At 50.9% G+C, this 20686-nt stretch carries 20 protein-coding genes; 10 read left to right on the top strand and 10 right to left on the bottom strand.

What is annotated here, in order from left to right:
* Positions 1–59 precede the first annotated feature (59 nt).
* The 5 genes from P6574_RS05055 to P6574_RS05035 all read left to right on the top strand — a co-directional run bounded on the left by P6574_RS05055 (position 60) and on the right by P6574_RS05035 (position 3879).
* Entirely contained in the window at positions 60–281 is a 222-nt protein-coding gene (locus tag P6574_RS05055; RefSeq protein WP_310619300.1) for a putative signal transducing protein, read from the top strand.
* Positions 282–293: 12 nt separating this feature from the next.
* Positions 294–1124 (top strand): tRNA1(Val) (adenine(37)-N6)-methyltransferase, encoded by an 831-nt coding sequence (locus P6574_RS05050; RefSeq protein ID WP_310619299.1) that lies wholly within the window; start codon positions 294–296, stop codon positions 1122–1124.
* A gap of 99 nt (positions 1125–1223) precedes the next feature.
* Positions 1224–1610 (top strand): hypothetical protein, encoded by a 387-nt coding sequence (locus P6574_RS05045; protein ID WP_310619298.1) that lies wholly within the window; start codon positions 1224–1226, stop codon positions 1608–1610.
* Positions 1611–1700: 90 nt separating this feature from the next.
* Positions 1701–2648 (top strand): AAA family ATPase, encoded by a 948-nt coding sequence (locus tag P6574_RS05040; protein ID WP_310619297.1) that lies wholly within the window; start codon positions 1701–1703, stop codon positions 2646–2648.
* Position 2649: 1 nt separating this feature from the next.
* Complete coding sequence (locus tag P6574_RS05035; protein ID WP_310619296.1) at positions 2650–3879, top strand: vWA domain-containing protein; 1230 nt, start codon at positions 2650–2652, stop codon at positions 3877–3879.
* A gap of 12 nt (positions 3880–3891) precedes the next feature.
* Here P6574_RS05035 and P6574_RS05030 read toward each other — a convergent pair whose 3' ends face one another.
* The gene (locus P6574_RS05030) at positions 3892–4374 is read right to left on the bottom strand and encodes a hypothetical protein (RefSeq protein ID WP_310619295.1); all 483 of its coding nucleotides are present in this window, start codon (positions 4372–4374) and stop codon (positions 3892–3894) included.
* On the bottom strand, positions 4371–4859 hold the full coding sequence (locus tag P6574_RS05025) for a lysozyme inhibitor LprI family protein (RefSeq protein ID WP_310619294.1): 489 nt from the start codon (positions 4857–4859) through the stop codon (positions 4371–4373). Before P6574_RS05025 ends, P6574_RS05030 begins: the two co-directional genes overlap by 4 nt.
* A 281-nt stretch (positions 4860–5140) precedes the next feature.
* Here P6574_RS05025 and P6574_RS05020 point away from each other — a divergent pair, with 281 nt between their 5' ends.
* From P6574_RS05020 to P6574_RS05010, 3 genes are all read left to right on the top strand, one after another.
* Positions 5141–6379 (top strand): hypothetical protein, encoded by a 1239-nt coding sequence (locus tag P6574_RS05020; RefSeq protein WP_310619293.1) that lies wholly within the window; start codon positions 5141–5143, stop codon positions 6377–6379.
* Between the two features lie 320 nt (positions 6380–6699).
* Positions 6700–7182, top strand: a complete 483-nt coding sequence (locus P6574_RS05015) for a GNAT family N-acetyltransferase (protein WP_310619292.1) — start codon at positions 6700–6702, stop codon at positions 7180–7182.
* 138 nt (positions 7183–7320) lie between these two features.
* Positions 7321–8076 (top strand): phosphatase PAP2 family protein, encoded by a 756-nt coding sequence (locus P6574_RS05010; protein WP_310619291.1) that lies wholly within the window; start codon positions 7321–7323, stop codon positions 8074–8076.
* Positions 8077–8248: 172 nt separating this feature from the next.
* On the opposite strand, the gene P6574_RS05005 is transcribed toward P6574_RS05010, so the two are convergent.
* The 6 genes from P6574_RS05005 to P6574_RS04980 all read right to left on the bottom strand — a co-directional run bounded on the left by P6574_RS05005 (position 8249) and on the right by P6574_RS04980 (position 13857).
* The gene (locus tag P6574_RS05005; RefSeq protein WP_310619290.1) at positions 8249–9349 is read right to left on the bottom strand and encodes a branched-chain amino acid ABC transporter substrate-binding protein; all 1101 of its coding nucleotides are present in this window, start codon (positions 9347–9349) and stop codon (positions 8249–8251) included.
* A 301-nt stretch (positions 9350–9650) separates the two neighbouring features.
* On the bottom strand, positions 9651–10010 hold the full coding sequence (locus P6574_RS05000) for a DUF6867 family protein (RefSeq protein ID WP_310619289.1): 360 nt from the start codon (positions 10008–10010) through the stop codon (positions 9651–9653).
* A 10-nt stretch (positions 10011–10020) separates the two neighbouring features.
* A complete protein-coding gene (locus P6574_RS04995; RefSeq protein ID WP_310619288.1) occupies positions 10021–10752 on the bottom strand; it encodes an ABC transporter ATP-binding protein in 732 nt (243 codons plus the stop codon).
* On the bottom strand, positions 10749–11594 hold the full coding sequence (locus tag P6574_RS04990) for an ABC transporter ATP-binding protein (RefSeq protein ID WP_310619287.1): 846 nt from the start codon (positions 11592–11594) through the stop codon (positions 10749–10751). The genes P6574_RS04995 and P6574_RS04990 overlap by 4 nt, the downstream gene beginning before the upstream one ends.
* On the bottom strand, positions 11591–12922 hold the full coding sequence (livM, locus tag P6574_RS04985; RefSeq protein ID WP_310619286.1) for a high-affinity branched-chain amino acid ABC transporter permease LivM: 1332 nt from the start codon (positions 12920–12922) through the stop codon (positions 11591–11593). The genes P6574_RS04990 and livM overlap by 4 nt, the downstream gene beginning before the upstream one ends.
* A complete protein-coding gene (locus P6574_RS04980) occupies positions 12922–13857 on the bottom strand; it encodes an ABC transporter permease subunit (protein WP_310619285.1) in 936 nt (311 codons plus the stop codon). The genes livM and P6574_RS04980 overlap by 1 nt, the downstream gene beginning before the upstream one ends.
* 582 nt (positions 13858–14439) lie before the next feature.
* Here P6574_RS04980 and P6574_RS04975 point away from each other — a divergent pair.
* The gene (locus P6574_RS04975; RefSeq protein ID WP_310619284.1) at positions 14440–14940 is read left to right on the top strand and encodes a flavin reductase; all 501 of its coding nucleotides are present in this window, start codon (positions 14440–14442) and stop codon (positions 14938–14940) included.
* A gap of 79 nt (positions 14941–15019) precedes the next feature.
* Positions 15020–16051, top strand: coding sequence for a P1 family peptidase (locus tag P6574_RS04970; protein WP_310619283.1), 1032 nt, complete (start codon positions 15020–15022; stop codon positions 16049–16051).
* Positions 16052–16123: 72 nt separating this feature from the next.
* Here P6574_RS04970 and lysA read toward each other — a convergent pair whose 3' ends face one another.
* Together lysA and P6574_RS04960 are read right to left on the bottom strand one after the other, a co-directional pair.
* Positions 16124–17389, bottom strand: a complete 1266-nt coding sequence (lysA, locus tag P6574_RS04965; protein ID WP_310619282.1) for a diaminopimelate decarboxylase — start codon at positions 17387–17389, stop codon at positions 16124–16126.
* Positions 17390–17554: 165 nt separating this feature from the next.
* Positions 17555–20680, bottom strand: coding sequence for an efflux RND transporter permease subunit (locus P6574_RS04960; protein ID WP_310619281.1), 3126 nt, complete (start codon positions 20678–20680; stop codon positions 17555–17557).
* Positions 20681–20686: the final 6 nt, after the last annotated feature.

Below are 20686 nucleotides of genomic sequence, written 5' to 3'. Positions count from 1 at the left end.
ACGTTTTCCAGAGATACGGTAAATACCCAAAGTGGTCCTGAGAAAAGAAGGCTATTGTTTTGGAAGAACTATTACGCACAAACGACGCAGTTCTTATTACATTTTTGGAGGCAATTCTTAAAGATGCAGATATTGCCTATCATATTGCCGATCAACATATGAGCATACTGGAAGGCTCTTTGGGTTTCCTTCCTCGCCGAATTCTTGTAGAGGCGACACGTATTGAAGAAGCTCGGTCTCTCATTATTGATGCCGGACTGGAAATTGAACTCAAACGCTAGTTCTCCAAAAGAATGCCGGATAGTCGCCAGATAATGAGTAGCAGTGCCCCTTCCCCCGCCCAGCCGTTTCAAACCGTGACGCAGGACAAGTTTCTTGGGGGCAAAATAGAAATTCTGCAACCAGCAAAGGGGCGCCATCGGGCAGGACTTGACGCAGTCTATCTAGCAGCTGTTCTTCCCGAAGACACCAAAGGGCATGTGGTTGACCTTGGAACAGGTGTTGGTACCGCCGCATTTTGCGTGGCAAGCCGCCTGCCAAAAGTTGCTTGTACTGGCGTAGAGCTTGATGAGGTGGTGCTGGATTTGGCAAAAAAAAGTTTGGTGCTTGCACAAAACAGTAACTTTAAAGACCGCATTTCCCTCATTCATGCCAATATTACTGCCAAGGGGAACAAAAGGCACTCCAGTGGCCTGTTATCCAACATGTGTGATCATGTGATCATGAACCCGCCCTACTACGCTGATGGCCGTTTTTCCGTAACCCCCAATGCGCCGCGTGCCAGCGCTCATGCACTCGATGAACGCGGAGTAGAGCCCTGGGTTAAAACGGCAAAAGACATCGTCAGGGATGGGGGAACGCTCTCCATAGTCTTCCGGGCTGATGGCCTGAACGAACTATTAAAGGTCATGGGCAACCGGTTTGGTGCAATAGACATCATCCCTCTGCGCCCCGCACCGGACTTACCTGCCACCCGTATACTTGTAACGGCAGTTGCTGCCAGCAAAGCCCCTCTACGCCTTTTACCCGGTTTCGATATTCATGAGACAAAAGGCGGCGCTTTCACTCAACATGCGGAAGGTGTTTTGAGGTATGGAAAAGGGCTGGAAATCCCGAAGCGTTAAGCCTTCTTCGCGAAAGCTTTCTTGCAAGGTTAAAGTGCAAGCCTTTGCTTTTACGCATTTTTACGCGATATATGGGAATATAAAGCCAATGAAAACAAATTGGCAGTCCCAATGCAATCGGCGCAAACCAATTCCTTTTCAAGGTTCCTCAAACCTCTATCTATATTTGCTGTAGCTTTTCCATGCCTTGCCCCCAGCCCTGCTCAATCCATTGAACCAGATACCAGAACCAAGCGTCACATTGAGAGGCTTGTACAAAAAACAGAAGATTGCGCAACACGGTACACCTTTGGCAAGCGCCGCATGGACGCTTACTGTGTCGTTGCCTATGAGGCTCTGGTTGATTTGGGAGTTGACGGAACTCCCTATGCCGAATTTTGCAATCATTACATGATGCAATATTTGGAAATGCCGGATACGGACCGCTGCAACAGAGCATTCCAGATGCGAGTTTCCGAAAAAAATCAATTACTTCCGATGCAGTAAACCAACTGATCATTATAGCTGGAAAATACCTTGGGCGCGTTCTATGCTACCTCCTAGTTCATATTAGAGTTGTGGGGAGTAGAAGTATAAATGTCGCAAATCAGTATCCCTAGCTCCATTGAAGATACTTTGAAGCTGCTGTCTTCAAAGGACTATATTGCCGACCGCTCTTTATCGACAGTCCTTCATTTGGCCTTGAGAATGCAGCGACCTTTGTTCTTAGAAGGAGAAGCGGGTGTTGGGAAAACTGAAGTCGCAAAAGTACTGGCTGGTGCTCTGGGACGCCCTCTCATCCGCTTGCAGTGCTATGAAGGCCTTGATATCTCTACTGCGGTTTATGAGTGGAACTATACCGCGCAAATGCTGGAAATACGATTATCCGAGGCCTCAGGATCAGCCGATAAGACCGAGCTTTCCAAGTCAATCTACTCTCCGCAGTTCTTGATAAAACGTCCAGTTCTTCAAGCACTTGAAACAAGTAAGGCTGGCGCTCCCGTCTTTTTGATTGACGAGCTGGACCGAGCTGACGAGGCTTTTGAAGCATTTTTGCTGGAGGTACTCTCTGACAATCAGGTGAGTATTCCAGAGCTTGGAACATTTAAGGCTGACGAACCGCCCATCACAATTATTACCAGCAACCGAACGCGGGAAATACATGACGCGCTGAAACGGCGATGCCTTTATCACTGGGTAGATTATCCGGAGGCTGAACGGGAACTGGCTATCATTCATCGCAAGTTACCCCAAGCTGCAAAACATCTATCAGCCCAAGTTGTGGCTTTCGTTCAGCACCTTCGTGCCGAAGAGAACCTGTTCAAGGCCCCGGGGGTCGCAGAGACACTGGACTGGGCGACTGCTTTAACGGAACTCAATCAGGTTGTACTTGATCCCGAAGTTGCCTCGGACACTTTAGGTGCTCTTTTAAAGTACCAAGAGGATATAGAACGTATCAAGGGCTCCCAAACACACATCATTGTGGAAGACATCAAACAAAAAGTTCAGATGGCGAACCGTTCCCTTAATCCGGAAGAGCTTTAACATGCATGAAAACACCCCCTCGCCCAAGCCAGCCAATGAGGGGAGGATTAGTGAAAATATTGTCTATTTTTCAAGGGTTCTGCGTGATGCAGGCTTGCCTGTTGGCCCTGCAAGTGTGGTGGATGCGATTAAAGCTGTCCAACTGAACGGTCTTCATAGCAGAGAGGACCTTTACTGGACTTTGCAGGCCGTTTTTTTAAGAAAAAACGATCAACGCCCCGTCTTTGATCAAGCATTTAACCAATTCTGGCAGACCCAGAACTTAATCGAGAAAATGCTTGCACTTCTCTCCCCCGTTGCGCCTTCAAAAACTCGAAAGCCAGAAAAGCCTCAGGCGGCGCAAGCCCGAGTTGCGCAAGCGATTCAAAAAAGCAGAAAACAAAAAGAACCTGCCTCCCCTGCAAGTCTGGAAGTCAATGCGCTGCTTTCAGTCTCCGGCCACGAGAAGTTTCAAGTGAAAGACTTCGAGCAAATGAGTGCGCAGGAAATCAATGAGGCGAGACTAGCCCTTTCCAGAATGCGCCTTCCCCGCGATACCATTGTCACCCGCAGAAAAGAGCCATCACAAAGAGGTATGATTGATCCCCGAAGAACCTTACGGGCTTCTCTGAGAACCGGAAATGATGGGATCGACTTAAAGTACCGGCAGAAACGGGAGGCGTCTCCGCCCATAGTTTCACTCTGCGATATTTCTGGTTCCATGGCCCAGTATACGCGTATTTTCCTTCATTTTCTCCATGCGCTGAACGAACAACGGCAAAACAGCCATACCTTCGTTTTTGGAACCCGTTTAACCAACATTACACGTCAGCTAAAGCTCAAGGACCCTGACGAGGCGCTTGATGCTTGCACAAAAGGAGTGAAAGATTGGTCTGGTGGAACCCGGATTGCCACGGCACTTCACCGCTTTAATCAAGACTGGGCCCAGCGTGTTTTGAACAGCAAAACCACCCTCTTGCTGGTAACCGATGGCCTTGAAAGAGATAGCAATGAAGACCTTGCGAAGGAGATGGACCGCTTGCGCCGTTCCTGTCGTCATCTGATCTGGCTGAACCCACTTCTCAGATATGACGGTTTTGAAGCCAAAGCCAAAGGCATACAAGCTATGTTGCCATATGTGGATGACTTTCGCTCACTCCACAGCCTGAAGAGCGTTCAGGACCTGTGTAACGCACTTCAAGCTGGCCCTACTATGCAAGCTCCCAGAAGCTTACATGTCCCCCATAACTGAGGGCATGCCCACCTAGCCATCTTGTATCAACCGGCAGAACTTTTCCGAGGCTTGGAGACTCTCAAGGTTCTGTTTTTCATAGAAAACTTCGGTCCATTTCTTTCCAACGGGCTGTACCCGCACTATCGTATATAGGCCCTTGAGCTCGCACTGGCCCTTTAAAAGTTTGGGTTGCCCCATTACGGAGATTTTTAGTCCGTCCCGGTCCAAGTCCTGATGATTGCGATCATAGGAAAACACCATTGGTCCTTCATCACCATCACGTTCACATGTGCTCTGATCCTGATCGTCCAAGATTATTCGCAGGAAAACAACCATACCGACGGACTGTGGTGGTGGATACGCGAGATTTAACTCCAGGTCCGCAGAACTTTCCCATCGTGGAACAGGTGTGCGTTTATCCTTCACACTGCACTTGGGCAGCTGTTCGGCGGCAGCTGCAAGGCCAGCAATGGGTAAAATTAGTCCAACCAGTAGATACAGTATTTTCTTCATGAGGGAGTGATCATCTGCTCAAGCAGAATTGCTCTAAGGGCAGTGGCGCGGTTGAAACAGTGCATTGCAGCTACTGGCCCAAAACTTCCTTTGTTATACAGGACAACAGGGACATCACAGTCCTGTTTTCGGTAGGTAATCCATGTGCGCTCTGCTTTGCGCAGTTGTTTTTTCGCGGCATCTGGATAGGCCGCCATAAGCTTTTCATAGGCCGCATTCAGCCGCTCATCCCAAAGCTCGCTTTCGCGAGAAAGGCAGACGCGCATTCCAAGGCTTGTTTGCTGCTTTGGTTCCGCCTGACACGCCTCAAAAACAGCCCCTATGCAGGCCACGGCTGGGGCCAGTTTAACACCAGCCTTTTCCAAGCAGCTGTTAAAGACTTCCCGATCCTTTGGTGTTGGCGTATTCAAATGGCTGCTGGACTGCCCTCTTGCTGCAAAGGACAGGCAGACAACTAAAAGAAACAACAGAGTTCTTACAAACATTCACCAGCTCCGCACACCAACTGCTCACCCGCAGGTTAAGGGCAATCTGTAAATTTGGGCAAAACATCCAAAAGGTTCGGATGAAAACAGAACCTAGCCTTTCTTTCGTATTTAGAAACACGTTAAAATCTACTGATTGGATTTTATAGGAACGTATTTACTGGGCGGGCGGATATTTCATCGGCTTACAGGTAAACTCGTTTTTATGCGCAGCTTACTTTTAATGGGTTATTCTGGACATATGTTTGTACTGGGTAGACCAGAGTGATTTAGGAGAAACCATGACTTCATTTATGCGTATCAAACCTGTTTCTTTCGGGATGAGTGTAAGCCTACTGGCTCTCATGACCAGTGGTGCTTTGGCCTTTGAAAGCACTGGTATTGAAAAGCTTGACGATTATCTCACCGCCTATGAAAAAAGTGGCTTCACAGTCAAATCCTATGGTGAAGTTTCCGAGAGTGCTGACACGATTACTATTCATGATCTGAAAATGGAGCAGTCTTTCGCCACTGATACTGCTGAACTGGATGAGTTCGGGACAAACGAAATTACCATTGAATTGCAAAATATTAGTGGAATCAAAAATCTGGATAACGGGCTGGTGAGCGTTGGAACGGTTGAGGCCAACGGCTACAAAATCCAGAACAATTTTTTTGAGCTGACAGCCGACAAATCGATTTTCAAGAACACCGTTGTCGGGTTTAATCCTAACCCACAAAGCTTCGAAGAAGCATTGGAAGTGCTGAACTACACACCCAATAGCTCAACGACAGTAAGTGGTATGTTGATCAAAGGGGTCGACAAGGACGCGCAATTTGAGGTTACCGTTGCACAGGCGAACGCAGCTATGTCAGCACTTGATGACAACGGGGATCTTACTTTTACTTCAGACTTCAAGAACGCGGTTCTGGATACCAGCACATTAAACAAGCAGGTGCAGGAAGCTTTTGCAAACCTGGATCTGGATGGCATTACACTTAACTTGGATATTCGGGGAAAATACAACCCCGAATCTGGAGATCTTGCCTTCGAAGAATATAGCATGGACGCTCAAGACCTTGGAAAAATTGACTTTTCTTTGACTATGGGCGGTCTGACCATGGCGTCACTGGAAAAGCTGGCGGAGTTGGAAGACGAAGACAACGATGCGGATGCCATGTCTTTGGCTCAGATGTTTACCATCAGTGATGTCTCCATAGACTACGTGGATTATGGGTTGTTTGACCGCGCCTTGAGTGTATACGCGCAGAAGCAGGGAAGCACGCCGGAAGCCATTAAAGCCGCATTGCAAATGATGCTGCCGCTTTCTTTGGAGTCTGTGCCGGATAAGGCTTTGAAGCAGCAACTTCTGACAGCCGGAACTGCTTTCCTGAAAGACCCAGTCTCACTCAGCGCTTCCGCATCTGTGGCCAACCCGATGCCATTTCCGCAGGTAGCGGGATCTGTCATGATGGCTCCGACCCAGATTTCCAAACTCTTCAATGTCAAGGTTGAGGCCAACACATTACAGGCGGACTAGCATTTATCCCCCTTTTACAAAGCGTGTCCCGAGCTAGGCTCGGGACAGGTTAGTTGAGATATTCTAAACTATAACTCTTTACTGCACGGGAAATTTCACAGCGCATTGCATAACTATAAACTATTGAATTTACGGAAATATTTCGAACATATGGACGAATGTTGCATTCTGTTCTCTAATGGTATGTTTTTGTGCGATGTTGTGCGCAATATTATTCAACCTGTATGCAAAGGGCACGAACTGCGGGGCATTGGGTCAAGTTTGGAAAACTAGAAAATTTTATCCCCGTCTCCAGCAAGTTGAGGAAAATCGATATCCCCATGAATCATTCTGATCAGGCTCCCCACTCAAGGCTAAAATTTACTTTTCTAAACAACGTTGCAGCAAACTCACAGGCCCTTGGCTTGCTGGAAGAGCTTGGAGCGGCCCTAAAGCACATAACAGGAGATGATGGAAGCCAGAACGCGGAGCTTGGTTCCTTTTCTCAAAAAGGAGCTGCATTTGTGCTTGCCATGCTTGAGGGAGAGCCCGTTGGATGTGGAGGGTATCGGCCTCTGGATCAACACCGCTGCGAGATCAAAAGAATGTATGCAGCACAAAAAGGCAGAGGGATCGGAAACGCGCTCTGCCAGAAACTGGAAGACATGGCCCGCAGGGAGGGCTATTCCAGTATCTGTCTTTCAACACGTGTCATCAACCAAGCTGCAATCAATTTCTATTTGAAGCGAAATTACAAGCCCATTGAGAACTACGGGGCTTATGCAGGCATGACAAGAAGCGTTTGTTTTCAAAAAGTGCTTTAGGGTTCTTTTAGGGAGTTTTTCAAGAAACCAAGTATTTCCTGAAAAGCGAAACCTGAAATTCAACAAAACCCAATTGGCTGAAGGGATGAGGCTGGAGCCGTTCCAGTCTGGCGTCTTTTGGCTAATCAGGAAAAGCACATGGCAAACGAAATGCGAACCTCCCCGGCCCATTTGGTAAGGAACCATATCTACAGCTTGGAGAGAGTTTTTTTGGCGCTCCTTTTCTCTCTTCTGCTGGTTGTAGGTGGGCACGCACTTGCTGAAAATGTACCTTCCAGCCAACCGCAGATACTAGAGGAGGCCTACGGCAGCGCGTTTATCGGTCCACCGCCCCTGCCTGATTCTGTAGAGGCCAAGGAGGACATGGCAGTCGTTCTATGGATCCAGCGCATACGCACAAAAAAGCAAGTTGGCTTTGCCAAATACGCCAATGATCTTTCAGTGGAGACATTTGCTCCGATTATTTCAAAAGATCTTTTCAAGGTAGATGCCGCTGCTTTAAAGAATCTGCTTGAGGACGCCGCGCAGAATGTGAAGGCCAGTTATTTCGCTCTCAAAGATAGATACAAACGACTACGCCCTTACGAGGCAAATTCGGATGTGCATGCTGTGGTTAAGCTTGGAGATTCCTTCAGCTACCCCAGTGGACATGCAACAAGAGCCATGTTCATTGCAAAACTGCTCTCTGAGGTTTTTCCCGGGCGAGAAAAGGAGCTGAACGCATACGCCTACCGCATTGCCTATTCGAGGGTGTTTGCCGGAGTTCATTTTCCCAGTGATGTTTTGGCAGGACTAAAGCTGGGAGAAGCCTATGCGATCGCCGTGCAAAACCTGCCCGACTATGCAAAGCGTCTCAAAGACCTAAAAGCACCTCCTCCGCCTTCTGGTGAGTAATACCGTGAAGACGGCTCCTTCACACGGTGACGAAACGCCGTTCACCACTCTTTATTTAGATAGAGGTGCCCCATTGGGAGGAGTGCATAAAAAAGGCTCCAAGGTACAAACCTTGGAGCCTTTCTCTCAAGTGCGGTTACCCCACCGCCCTTGCAGCGTTATTAGACGCAGACTAGTGGTAGTCGTAGCCGCCGTCTTTCCATTCGTACCAAACGTAACCTGGCAGGCTCACGTCGCCTTTGTCATCAAATGCAACTTCACCCAGAACGGTTTCAAAGTTGCCTTTGTCCAGCTCAACGATTACATCGTCGAAATCAGTCGTACCGGCAGCGTTGGCAGCCTGTGCCCATGCCTGAATGGCTGCATAGGTGTACAGGGAATAACCTTCCGCTGTTTTACCGGCAGCTTCCAGAGCTTCCACAACTGGCTTGGCAACTTCGTTCTTACGTGGGTCTGGTGAGAAGGTCATGAGTGTGCCCTGACCTGCTGGACCTGTAATGGACCAGTACTCGTCTGTTACCAGCGCGTCACCAGAAATAAGAACAGTGTCCATGCCCTGATCAACCATCTGACGCTTAATCAGACCGCCTTCTGTGTGGTAACCACCCAGATAAAGAACATCGATTTTTTCAGCCTTCAGCTTGGAAACAAGAGCAGTGTAATCTTTTTCGCCAGCTGTGATGGCTTCATACATTGCTTCGTTTTTGCCAGCAGCGTTCATGACACCTTTGGTAGCGTCTGCAAGACCCTTACCGTAAGCTGTTTTGTCGTGAATGATGGCAATGTTCTTGTCGCCATAGTTTTTGGCAAGAGTTTCACCGGCAACTTTACCCTGCTGATCATCACGGCCACATACGCGGTATGTACCCGGGCCTGCGCGCTCATCAGTGTATTTCGGGTTGGTGGATGCTGGTGTGATCTGTACGATGCCTTCTTCAGCATAAACCTGAGAAGCCGGGATAGAAGAACCGGAGCAGAAATGACCTGCGATGAAGACAACGTCGTTACCAACCATTTTGTTGGCAACAGCAACAGCCTGTTTTGGATCGCAAGCATCGTCGCCAACTTCCAGAACCAGCTGTTCGCCATTCACACCGCCAGCAGCGTTAATGTCTGCAACAGCTTGCTCAGCACCAGCTTTCATCTGGGCACCGAATGAGGCGTACTGACCAGTCATCGGGCCAGCTGTTGCAATAACGATCTCAGCCATAGCAGCACTGGACATGGACAAAGCAGAAATTGCAGCTACACCCGCTAGTAGATAATTTTTCATATTAACTCCCCTGGTTTCAGGTAAATTTCTGAAACATTTCAATATTGGTGATTTTTTTCACCACGGGACGAAGGTTTGCCTTGCCCCAGATCTGATAGGCATTCCGGACCCCTCTGATGCCGTCTGCCACCAGATCAACTATGGGTAGTGTGAACTACCCATAGAAACTTTTGCAACTGATTCTCGATTGTTTACTTGGAATTAGAGCACACATTTCTGAATTTAGTTTTTGCGTACTCCAATTTTTCGCTACCCGCGTATCCTCATCTAAGATTCAGCATCCAATTTTCAGAGTTTTGCCTCAGTAGGCATCACTCTGCCCGGGTTTTAAGCTCCATGAAAATGGAGAGGTTTTTCGGTAGAGCCAACTATACTGGAGCGTCATCTGGTTTGTTCTGGTGTAGCGCCACCCAAGAAGGGCGATGGTGATCAAAACAACATAGTCAACGACCAGATACTGGATAGACAGCAAAGGCTCTTCGAACAGCGCAAACGAGAGGAAGCGCATGGCGCAGGTGAGCAGGAAGATGAACCAGAACAGCACAAACAGCGGCCGCCATGTGTTGGCAATAGCCCGCCCTGTTGCATAGGCTGCCAGCCCACCCAAAATCACCACAAGAAACAGGAAGACAAGAAAAGAACTTCCATAAAGAATAGACATGAGGTTCTCCTTAGTGTCCGCCGCCTTCAAGGTAAGCTGCTTTCACGTCGTCACGTGCCAGAAGCTCCTTGCCGGTACCGCTCATGGTGATGACACCGTTAACCATTACATAGCCGCGATGGGCCAGCTTGAGGGCGTGGAAGGCGTTCTGTTCCACGAGGAACACGGTGAGCCCTTCACGCTCGTTCAGCTCTTTAATCGCATCAAAAATCTGCTTCACGATGATGGGAGCCAGACCCAAAGACGGCTCGTCCAGAAGCAGGAGACGAGGACGACCCATGAGGGCACGGGCAATGGCCAGCATCTGCTGTTCACCACCTGATAGCGTGCCGCCGCGCTGGCTTTGACGCTCTTTCAAACGGGGGAAGAGATGGAATACTTTCTCCAGATCTTCCTCGTAGTATTTGTCATCGGCGACCATGGCGCCCATTTTCAGGTTCTCAAGAACCGTCATGCGCGGGAAAATGCGCCGTCCCTCAGGAGACTGGGCAATACCGGTGCGCATGATCTCATAGGTGGGCTTGTAGGTTATGTCTTCCCCATTATAGACAACCGCGCCATTTCGAGCCTGCGGCGTGCCGCAAACGGTCATCATCAACGTAGACTTGCCTGCGCCATTGGCGCCAATGATGGTAACAATCTCACCTTCATTGATTTCGATATCAACGCCTCTTAGCGCTTGGATTTTACCGTAGAATGTTTCCACTCCACGCACTTCTAGAAGTGGCTGGGCGACACTCATAGGCCAACCTCCTGCTCGATATCTTCCATATCCTCGTCTTCAACGCCCAGATAAGCGGCGATAACGGCAGGATCGTTCTTCACGTGTTCGGGCGAGCCGTCGGAAATCTTCACGCCGTAATCCAGCACCACAACGTGATCGGAGATTTCCATCACAACAGACATGTCATGCTCGATAAGCAAAACAGACGTATCGTGCTCTTTACGGATGTACTGAAGCAGTGTGTTCAGTTCCAAGCTTTCCTTGGGGTTGAGGCCAGCTGCTGGCTCATCCAAGCAAAGTACTTCCGGACCTGTACACATGGCACGGGCGATTTCCAGACGGCGCTGGTCGCCGTAAGGAAGGTCTGCAGCAGGCGTGTCCGCACGGTCGATAAGACCGGTGCGATCCAGCCAGTACCGCGCGCGGTCAACCGCTTCATTGCTGGCTTTTTTGTAGCCGGGAAGACCGAACAGGCCACCAATTGTGAAGTTGGACGCCACCATCAGCGGATTATGCTGGGCGACCATCAGGTTTTCCAAAATGGTCATGCCGCCGAACAGGCGAATGTTCTGGAAGGTTCTGGCAACCTTGGCCGTTCTGGAGATTTTAAAGTCGGGCATGCGCTCAAGGAGATGTTTTTCTCCGTTTGAGCGGTCCATGATGATCCGGCCTTCGGTTGGCTTATAAAAGCCGGTCACGCAGTTAAAGACTGTTGTCTTGCCCGCGCCGTTTGGCCCGATGAGCGCGGTAATATCGCCGCGTCCCACATTGAACGAAAGATCGTTAATGGCGGTTAGACCACCAAAGCGCATGGTCAGGTGTTCAACCTTGAGCGCCGGATTTATGTCCCAGTTGCTCATCCGTGACCCTCCTGAACCATATCTGCAGAAATTCCCTTGGCTTTACCGGAGAGGGAAATACTCGGAATACGAACCGATACCAGACCACGGGGCTTCCAAACCATGATGAAGACCATGATGAGGCCGAAGACCAGCATGCGATATTCTTCCAGTTCGCGGAACAGTTCAAAACCGCCAATCATCACAAGCGCTGCAATCACAACACCCATTTGCGACCCAAGACCACCCAGAACCACGATGGCCAGAATGATGGCCGATTCCATGAAGGTGAAACTTTCAGGCGAAATGAAGCCCTGACGGGTTGCAAAGAACGAACCGGCAAAGCCGCCGAACATGGCCCCCAGAGCAAACGCTGTCAGCTTGGTGTTGGTGGTGTTGATGCCCAGTGAACGGCAAGCAATTTCATCCTCGCGTAAAGCTTCCCACGCGCGGCCAATAGGCATACGGCGCAGACGCATTGTGACAAAGTTGGTCACAAGGGCGAGAATGAGGATGAGGTAATAAAGGAAAATGATCCTGTGAATGGAGCTGTAATCCAGCCCGAAGAAATCGGCAAAGCCGCCCTCACCGCGTTTGAACTCCAGACCGAAGAAGGTTGGACGCGGAATTCCAGAGAGGCCATCGGGCCCGCCGGTAAACTCGTACCAGTTCAGTAAGACCACACGGATAATCTCACCAAAGGCCAGCGTCACAATAGCCAGATAGTCACCGCGAAGGCGCAACACCGGAAAGCCCAGAATGATGCCCCAGAATGCGGCCAGAATACCGGCGAGCGGCAGACACAGCCAGAAGGAGAAACCGAAGTAATGAGCCAACAGCGCGTAGGAGTAAGCACCAACAGCGTAAAACGCCACGTAGCCAAGATCCAGCAGACCTGCAAGCCCCACAACGATGTTCAGGCCCCAGCCCAGCATCACGTAGGTGGTTACCAAAATAGCAAGGTCGATATACTGGCGTGACCCGCGCGCACCGAGCCAGTACATAAGCGCGAAAGGCAAGGCAACGGCAAGGATCAGCATAACCGGCTTTGCAAAACCGGACAGCGCAGATGCACTTTTGCCACTTGGCAACAGGCTGGAAACATTCAAAGTGACAGGATTGTCCCGCTTCCAGAAAAACAGGTTCAGAAACAAACGGCCAGCGAACACCAGAGCGCCAGCAATGCCTACTGCAGCCCAGCGGTATTCAATAAACAGCCCGGCACCAAGACCGGAGGCCACGTCTACCTTCATGCCCAACATGACCACGGCCAGAAGAAGGGCAATTACAGCGCCGCCGATGGAATCTTTTACGCTAGAAACCAACAGCGAGTCTTTTGCTTTTGTCATTATACCTTTTCCACCTCTGGCTTACCAAGAAGGCCTTCTGGCATGAAGATGAGCACGATCGCCAGAAGCGAAAAGGCTGCAACATCTTTATACTCAACGGAGAAGTAACCGGACCAGAAGGTCTCGATGAGGCCAATGAGGAGCCCGCCCAGCATGGCGCCGGGGAGCGAACCGATCCCGCCAAGCACAGCGGCAGTGAACGCTTTAACCCCTGCGAGGAAGCCGATGAAGAAATCAATCACGCCGTAATAGAGCAAGAACATGATACCGGCGACCGATGCCAATGCTGCCCCCATCACAAAGGTGAGAGAGATTGTGCGATCAACATTCACCCCCAGAAGGCCCGCCATTTTCCGGTCCTGCTCGCAGGCGCGCTGGGAGCGGCCAAGGGAGGTTTTGTTGATAAGGAGTGTGAAGCCGACCATCAAGACAAGGGTGGTGACCATGATGATGATCTGCATGTAAGACAGCTGCACGATGAAGCCTGTTCCGTCTGCGCCCCCGTCAGTCAAGGTAAAGCCCCCTTGAATGAGTGGCTGCAAAGGCTTGTTGCGTGCACCTTGAGAAATTTGAACAAAGTTTTGCAGAGCAATGGATGCCCCAATTGCCGTAATCAACGGCGCCAAGCGGAAAGACCCACGCAACGGCCGGTAGGCAACCCGCTCAACCGTCCATCCCCAAACGGCGGTGAGGGCCATTGCAATTATAAGAACAAGTCCCAAAGCAAGTACAAGCAAAAATACTGGTGTGGCAGCAGTAATACCCAAAGTGACAATCAAAATGAGTGCAATGAAAGCACCCACCATAAAGATATCACCATGAGCAAAGTTAATCATGCCGATGATCCCGTAGACCATCGTATAACCAATAGCGATCAGGCCGTATATCGACCCCAACGTGATGCCATTAATTAGCTGTTGGAGAAAGTAATCCATTTTAAGTTTTGTTCCCCGATAGGATAAGCGGCTATTACCGTCTTCTCTGGAAGGTTAACCTTAACCTTTGTTAATTTATACTAAGCAATGCAAAATATGTAAACTTCCAGAACGAAAAAAGAGATTATTTGTAATTTCATTCCCCTTTAAAGCGCCATTTTGCAAAAAAATTGCATCTGCTTATAAGACAGCAGCGAGCCCCTTGAAATACCCCATATGAATAAATAAGTGAAATCACATAAGTTATTCGATCGCCAAAGGTTTGGGACACAGATTCGCTCCCCTCGGAAAATGTTCGGCTCTGTTGATTTCTTTCCCATTCCGTTTGCGGTAAGACTAGTGTCGGTTTCCGGTAAAACAGCGCACAATAATCAGTCCCTGTGACGCAGTTAAATGGCCGAACCTTCCGATCCTCTTTAAAACGCCTCGGTGACTTCTTTAAAATGCACCCGCGCACTAGCAGTTTTACTCATTAGCGGTTATGTGATCTGTGAATTTTTGAACCAGATGGAAAATAGATGAAAGTTAATCTGTTTTTCCCACCTTTCGAAGGTGCCCCCATAGAAAGACAGACTGCAGTCAATGACAGACCACGAATATAAGAAACTCGACCAAAGTGAATTCAGGGAAGCCATGAGCCGCTTGGGCGCCTCCGTGCATATTATCGCTTCCGATGGACCGGAAGGGCGAGCTGGAGCAACTGTTTCCTCTGTGTGCTCGGTCAGTGACACGCCGCCTACCTTGCTTGCTTGCCTTAACCGCCAATCCTATGTGAACACGCTTATCAAGAAGAACAAGGTATTTACCATCAATACTCTCGTTCATAACCACACGGAGATTTCCGACGCCTTTGCAGGGCGTGGGGACCTGCCGATGGAAGAGCGCTTTGCACTGGGTGAATGGATGGATCTGGCAACAGGGGCCCCTGCCCTTTCCAATGCACGGGTTTCTTTTGACTGCCAGTTGATGCAGGTTTCGGAAGTTGGAACACACTCGGTTATGTTCGGCAAAGTTGTTGCTGTCCATTACGGCTTTAAAAACCGCGCTTTGATCTATATGGACCGCGATTACCACGCTATTTAAGAGGGTGTCTCTTTTGCCTCTGGCCTCCTGAAATTGCGCGCTATAGAGTACAGCCCAAGTTCATTTCGGGAGGAGCATCATGGAGAAGACCTGCACAAAGCCTTTGAACCTGATTACGGATGTGCAAGGGATCAAGGTGGGCAATGCCCACGATGCGAACGTGAAGACCGGCGTTAGTATTGTGATGGGAGACGAGCCTTTTGTAACCTCCGCCGCCATTCATGGCGGGGCACCCGGCACCCGTGATGTGGCCCTTCTGGAGCCAGAACAAACGGTGGACGGCGTGGACGCCCTGTTCCTCTCCGGTGGCTCCGCCTTTGGCCTAGAAAGCGGTACCGGCATTCAAAATGCTCTTGCCAAAATGGGGCGCGGCTTTGATGTGGGCGGCATACGGATTCCTATTGTGCCTGGCGCAATCTTATTTGACCTTCTAAATGGCGGCAACAAGAACTGGGGAGACATCTCCCCCTATAACTCTCTTGGAAAACAGGCCGTTGCCAATGCAGCCACCGATTTTGCCCTTGGCAGTGCTGGCGCGGGTTTCGGGGCCACAACGGCGGACCTGAAAGGCGGCCTTGGCTCGGCCTCCACACGCCTTTCCAATGGCGCAACCGTTGGCGCTCTGGTTGCGGTGAATGCTTTGGGGCGCACCACAATCGGCTCCACCGCGCATTTTTGGGCTGCGCCCTTTGAAAAGGGCAATGAGTTCGGAGGCAAAGGCTACCCCAGCCCCATGCCGGAAGACGCCCACAAAGTGGTCACCAAACTGCCCGCAAGCGGCGATGAGCCGACCGCCGGCTCCAACACCACCATCGCCATTGTGGCAACTGATTTACCGCTGACCAAAGCCGAAGCCAAGCGTTTGGCCGTTGCCGCCCATGACGGGCTTTCGCGGGCGATCTGGCCATCCCACACCCCCCTTGACGGCGATATGGTCTTTGCAGTCAGTACCGGCAAAGTGGGCAACGCCCCGGCCTTGCCCGAGTTTCTGGAACTCTGCGCTGTAGCGGCCTCCACCCTGTCTCGGGCCGTCGCACGGGGGATTTATAATGCAAGCCCCATGGAGAGCGACTTGATGCCTACGTGGAAGAGCAAGTTTGGCTCAAAGTGATTAGCAAAACACTTGCGAGCGAACTTGAAGAGAGGTGAGGCAATATTCGGAGCCTCACCAGTGCGTGAGGGATTAAAATACCTCGCTTTGAACTTCCAGATCCATGAGCTGCTCGATGGTCTGGCGGTTGCGGATGGTGCGCAACTGGCCATTGTCTAACAGGACTTCCGGAATCAAAGGGCGGCTGTTGTAGTTTGAGGACATGGTGGCCCCATAGGCTCCCGCATCGCGCAAAATTGCCAGATCCCCCACTTGAGGCAGGGGAAGGCAGCGAAACTCCACCACTCCGCCTTCCTGCTGGGTAAACACATCCCCCGACTCACACAGGGGGCCACCAATAGCGAACTCTGTGAGCGGATCGGTGACTTCCTCGCCATTTGCCTTCACAAAGTCAATTTCATGGTAGCTGCCATACATGGCAGGGCGAGCCAGATCGGTGAAGCCAGCGTCCAGCAGCACAAAGTGCTTGTCAGCCACTTTTTTGACGGCGTATACCTTGGCCACCAAGATGCCCGCATTGCCCACCAGATAGCGCCCCGGTTCAATTTCCAGCCGGACCTGAACACCTTGCAGCTCTTCAATCCGCTGTCTGGTCTCCTGCCAGATATCAAAGTAGTGCTGGGCATCCACCTCGGTTTCACCGGATTTATAGGGAACGGACAGCCCGCCACCTGTGGAAATGGCGCGTATGGGGTGGCTCAGCTGTTTCACGAACGCAACCATACTATCGCCAACACGCTGCAGGTGAGAGTAATCCACGCCCGAACCAATGTGCATGTGCAGGCCCACCAGATCCAGACCGTGCTTTTTCACTAGGGCGACCGCCTCTTCCAGCTCCTCATACCAGATTCCGTGCTTGCTGAATGGCCCGCCCGTGTTGGTTTTGCGGCTGTGGCCGTGGCCGAAACCGGGATTGAGGCGCAGCCACACCGGATGCCCCTTGGAAGCTGTGCCAAGCTGCTCCAGCATGTCCAAGGAGCCGCAGTTGACCGGAATACCAAGTTCCACAACCCGCGCCAGTGTTTCATCATTGATGATATCTGCCGTAAAAACAATTTCTTCGTCTTTGGTGCCCGGAACAAATCCGGCCCGCAACGCGCGCTCTATTTCTCCAAGGGAGACAGCATCAACGCGCACACCCTCCGCGCGCAAAATCTTCAGAATATGAACATTGCTGTTGGCTTTTTGCGCATAGCGAATGCAATCGAAGGCCTTTAGCTGTTGCACCCGCTTGCGAATGGGGTCCGCCTCATACAGCCAAAAAGGCGTTTTGACCTTCTGTTCAGACTTTTGCACTGCACTCAGCAGATCGCTGGTTAATATTTCGGATCTAGTCACTCGTTACTTCCTGAAACACCTATGCATTGCTCGTAGCTAACTGCACTTACTATTGGCTTGTTTGCCCTTACTCTCAGTATTTATGTTTAGTTTCAAGTAAGTGAAACAAAAAAAGCCGCCCCTCCACTTACAGAGGGGCGGCTTTTTGTTAGAATCCTGAGACCTTTAAGCGTCTGCCAGCTCTTGGGTTTTCGCCGGTTGTGCCTGCGTCTCTACCGGTGAAACTGGAGTTTCGCTTCCATTTAGTGAAGTATATTTCACTTTATAGAAGATCACGTAGAGCACCGGCACTGCCACCATTGTGAGAACGGTTGCGAAGGCCAGACCGCCCATGATGGCCACAGACATACTCTGGAACATTGGGTCCACCACCAGTGGAGCCATACCGAGGATGGTTGTGATTGCCGCCATGGATACAGGGCGCAGACGCGAGACGGTTGAATCAACCACCGCCTTGAACTTCTCTATACCCTGCTCAATCTGCGCGTCGATCTCTTCCAAAAGAACGATGGCGTTCTTGATAAGCATACCGGAAAGAGACAGAACACCCAGCAACGCCATGAAGTCCATTGGCATGCCGGTTCCAACCAGACCCAGCGACACGCCATTGATGGACATGGGAACGATGAGCCAGATGATCAGCGGTTCACGCACCTTTGCAAACAGCAAAATGGTGGTAAGGATCATCACAAGGAATGTGATTGGCAGCTTGCCACCAAGGGACTGCTGTGCATCGCGGGAACTTTCATATTCCCCGCCCCATTCCAGAGTGTAGCCATGTGGCAGCTCGATAGCCTCGATGGCACCACGCACGCGGGAATGGGCAACGGAGGCCAGCTCATCAGGGGCACTGGAGGCCATAACCGAGATGGTTTTCACCCTGTCACGGCGACGGATCAAGGTATCTTCAGAGACTGTTTCGAAGCTCTTGGTGACCTGCTCGATTGGAATGTAGGCGCGTTGCTGCGCACTCCACACGAGGGAGTTCACCAGTTCTTCCGATGCATCCTTGCCTTGATCACGCGTGCGGCGTGCCACAATGGGGATGTCCTCATCTTCATCACGGAATTTGCCGCCGTTGATACCATCGGAGCTGAACAGAACCGCCTGAGCCAGATCGGCGCGGGTGATGCCTGCAATGCGGGCACGCTCTTCATCGAACACCGGCTGCAGAACCAGCTCGCGCTGACGCCAGTTGGTACGCGCATCGCCAAGTCTGTACTGCGGGTCTTTATAGATAGTGACGGCCTGCTCTGCAATTCCGCGCAAAACGTCAGCATCGGGACCGGAAAAGCGCGCCAGAACATCGGCACCTGATGGTGGGCCAAATACAAGACGTTCGGTGTAAACCTCACTGTTTGGCAGGTTCTGCTCCGCAAATGCCCGCACATCCAGAGCCAGCTGGTCGATCACATCCGTCGTGTGGGTCCGAACGATGACCTGGGCATAACTGGAAGAGGCATCCTCCGGGTTATACGTCAGCATGAAACGGGTTGCACCGCCACCGATGAATGAGCTCATGGCATCGACACGATCATCATTCTTCAGCATTTCCTCAAGCTTGAGGATGTTAGCTTCGGTTGTTTTAATATCCGTTCCCTGCGGGTTCCACAGGTTCACATAGACCAATGGTGTTGCAGAGTTCGGGAAGAACGAGTTTCCGACAAACTGGAACAACCAGCCACAGAAGATGAATGTGCCAACCAGAGCCGCAACAGTCAGCCAGCGGAACTTCAAGGTCAGCAGCAAAATGGACTTGAAGGAGGAATAGATGATGCCTTTGTATGGATCATCATTGTTGCCGGTAAGGGACGTCTTGAAGAAGTACTTACCAAACAACGGAGTGACGAGGATTGCAAAGATCCATGACATGGTCAGGGAAATGCCCACAACCGCAAACAAGGAGAACAGGAATTCACCGGCGGAGTCTTTGGAAAGACCAATACCCGCGAACGCCATAATCCCGATAAGAGTTGCCCCGAACAAAGGCCACTTGGTTTGTTCAACAACCTGCGTTGCAGCTTCACGCGGCTTCATGCCCCGCTGCATGTTGATCATCATGCCCTCGGCAACCACAATGGCGTTATCCACCAGCATGCCCATGGCAATAACCAAGGCACCAAGCGAGATACGCTCCAACTCGATATTGGCAAGGTTCATGATAAGAACGGTGGACAGAACTGTCAGAAGCAGAACGCTCCCAACCACGATTGCAGCACGCCAGCCCATGAAGATGCCAAGAACGGCAATCACGATGCTAACGGATATGATTAGGTTCAGAACAAACGAGCTTACCGCCGCATCAACAACTACGTGCTGCTCATAGATTGGGGTAAGTTCCATGCCCACAGGCAGACCGGCGTTGATTTGGTCAATGAACGCTTCAACGTTTTGACCAACTTCCACAATATTCGTCTCAGCCAAAGCTGAAATACCGATCGTCAAAGCGCGCGCGCCGTTTTGGCGGACCAGCCGTTCCGGACTATCTGGCTCTTCTACGCTCAAGGTTGCAACATCGGACAGGCGGACCATGGCGGTTGAGCCGGGAACACCAATTTCCAGATCCTGAATGGAGCGGTAAGTATCGAACGCCGACCCTGTGGCAATGCGCATACGGTAGCCACCGGCAAGGGTGGTGCCGTTTTGCTGAATAGCATTTTCCGCGTCAAGAACACTCAGCACGTCATTCAAAGAAATGCCCAGCTGTGACAGACGGTCTTGAGAAATGTTGATGTAGATCTCGTCCTGAGGATCGCCCAGAACTTCAACCTTTGCAACATTCTCAACTGTGAGAAGCTCACGTCTGATCTCTTTGGCCGTTTTGCGGATCTCGCGGTTGGAATAGCCATCCGCTGTCAAGGCATAATAGAGGCCGAATACATCGCCGTAGCTGTCGTAGACAATTGGAGGCTGGACACCTGCGGGCAGCTGGCTTTTAGCGTCATTCACCTTGCGGCGCAGCTCATCCCAGATCTGCGGGAGGGCTGTTCCGTCGTATTTCTCTTCAATTTCCACCTGAATACGGGACAGACCCGGCTCCGATGTGGAATCGATCCGCTTCAATTGCGGCATTTGCTGAATTGCTGTTTCCAGCCGTTCAGTAACTTCTTCTTCAACCTCGGCAGCCGTTGCGCCGGGGTATGCTGTGATGACCTGCGAAACCTTAATGGTGAACGCAGGGTCTTCTAGCCGTCCAATCGTGGAGAGCGCCCAGATACCGCCCAGAAAGGCGATAAGGACTACCATCCAGATATTGACGGGCTTCTCTATCGAGTAGCGTGCAACATCCATTTTTCT

The sequence above is a fragment of the Pseudovibrio sp. M1P-2-3 genome, assembly GCF_031501865.1.
Lineage (GTDB): Bacteria > Pseudomonadota > Alphaproteobacteria > Rhizobiales > Stappiaceae > Pseudovibrio > Pseudovibrio corallicola.
Note: the sequence above shows the minus strand (reverse complement) of the source record. Positions and strands in the feature narration are given on the sequence as shown.

Coding starts and splice junctions, on each gene's coding strand:
- P6574_RS05015 (WP_310619292.1), top strand. CDS start 6,700: ATGAATCATTCTGATCAGGCTCCCCACTCAAGGCTAAAATTTACTTTT.
- P6574_RS05005 (WP_310619290.1), bottom strand. CDS start 9,349: ATGAAAAATTATCTACTAGCGGGTGTAGCTGCAATTTCTGCTTTGTCC.
- livM (WP_310619286.1), bottom strand. CDS start 12,922: ATGACAAAAGCAAAAGACTCGCTGTTGGTTTCTAGCGTAAAAGATTCC.
- P6574_RS05020 (WP_310619293.1), top strand. CDS start 5,141: ATGACTTCATTTATGCGTATCAAACCTGTTTCTTTCGGGATGAGTGTA.
- P6574_RS04960 (WP_310619281.1), bottom strand. CDS start 20,680: ATGGATGTTGCACGCTACTCGATAGAGAAGCCCGTCAATATCTGGATG.
- P6574_RS05000 (WP_310619289.1), bottom strand. CDS start 10,010: ATGTCTATTCTTTATGGAAGTTCTTTTCTTGTCTTCCTGTTTCTTGTG.
- P6574_RS05040 (WP_310619297.1), top strand. CDS start 1,701: ATGTCGCAAATCAGTATCCCTAGCTCCATTGAAGATACTTTGAAGCTG.
- P6574_RS05010 (WP_310619291.1), top strand. CDS start 7,321: ATGGCAAACGAAATGCGAACCTCCCCGGCCCATTTGGTAAGGAACCAT.
- P6574_RS04970 (WP_310619283.1), top strand. CDS start 15,020: ATGGAGAAGACCTGCACAAAGCCTTTGAACCTGATTACGGATGTGCAA.
- P6574_RS04995 (WP_310619288.1), bottom strand. CDS start 10,752: ATGAGTGTCGCCCAGCCACTTCTAGAAGTGCGTGGAGTGGAAACATTC.
- P6574_RS05030 (WP_310619295.1), bottom strand. CDS start 4,374: ATGAAGAAAATACTGTATCTACTGGTTGGACTAATTTTACCCATTGCT.
- P6574_RS04975 (WP_310619284.1), top strand. CDS start 14,440: ATGACAGACCACGAATATAAGAAACTCGACCAAAGTGAATTCAGGGAA.
- P6574_RS04990 (WP_310619287.1), bottom strand. CDS start 11,594: ATGAGCAACTGGGACATAAATCCGGCGCTCAAGGTTGAACACCTGACC.
- P6574_RS05035 (WP_310619296.1), top strand. CDS start 2,650: ATGCATGAAAACACCCCCTCGCCCAAGCCAGCCAATGAGGGGAGGATT.
- P6574_RS05050 (WP_310619299.1), top strand. CDS start 294: ATGCCGGATAGTCGCCAGATAATGAGTAGCAGTGCCCCTTCCCCCGCC.
- P6574_RS04980 (WP_310619285.1), bottom strand. CDS start 13,857: ATGGATTACTTTCTCCAACAGCTAATTAATGGCATCACGTTGGGGTCG.
- P6574_RS05025 (WP_310619294.1), bottom strand. CDS start 4,859: ATGTTTGTAAGAACTCTGTTGTTTCTTTTAGTTGTCTGCCTGTCCTTT.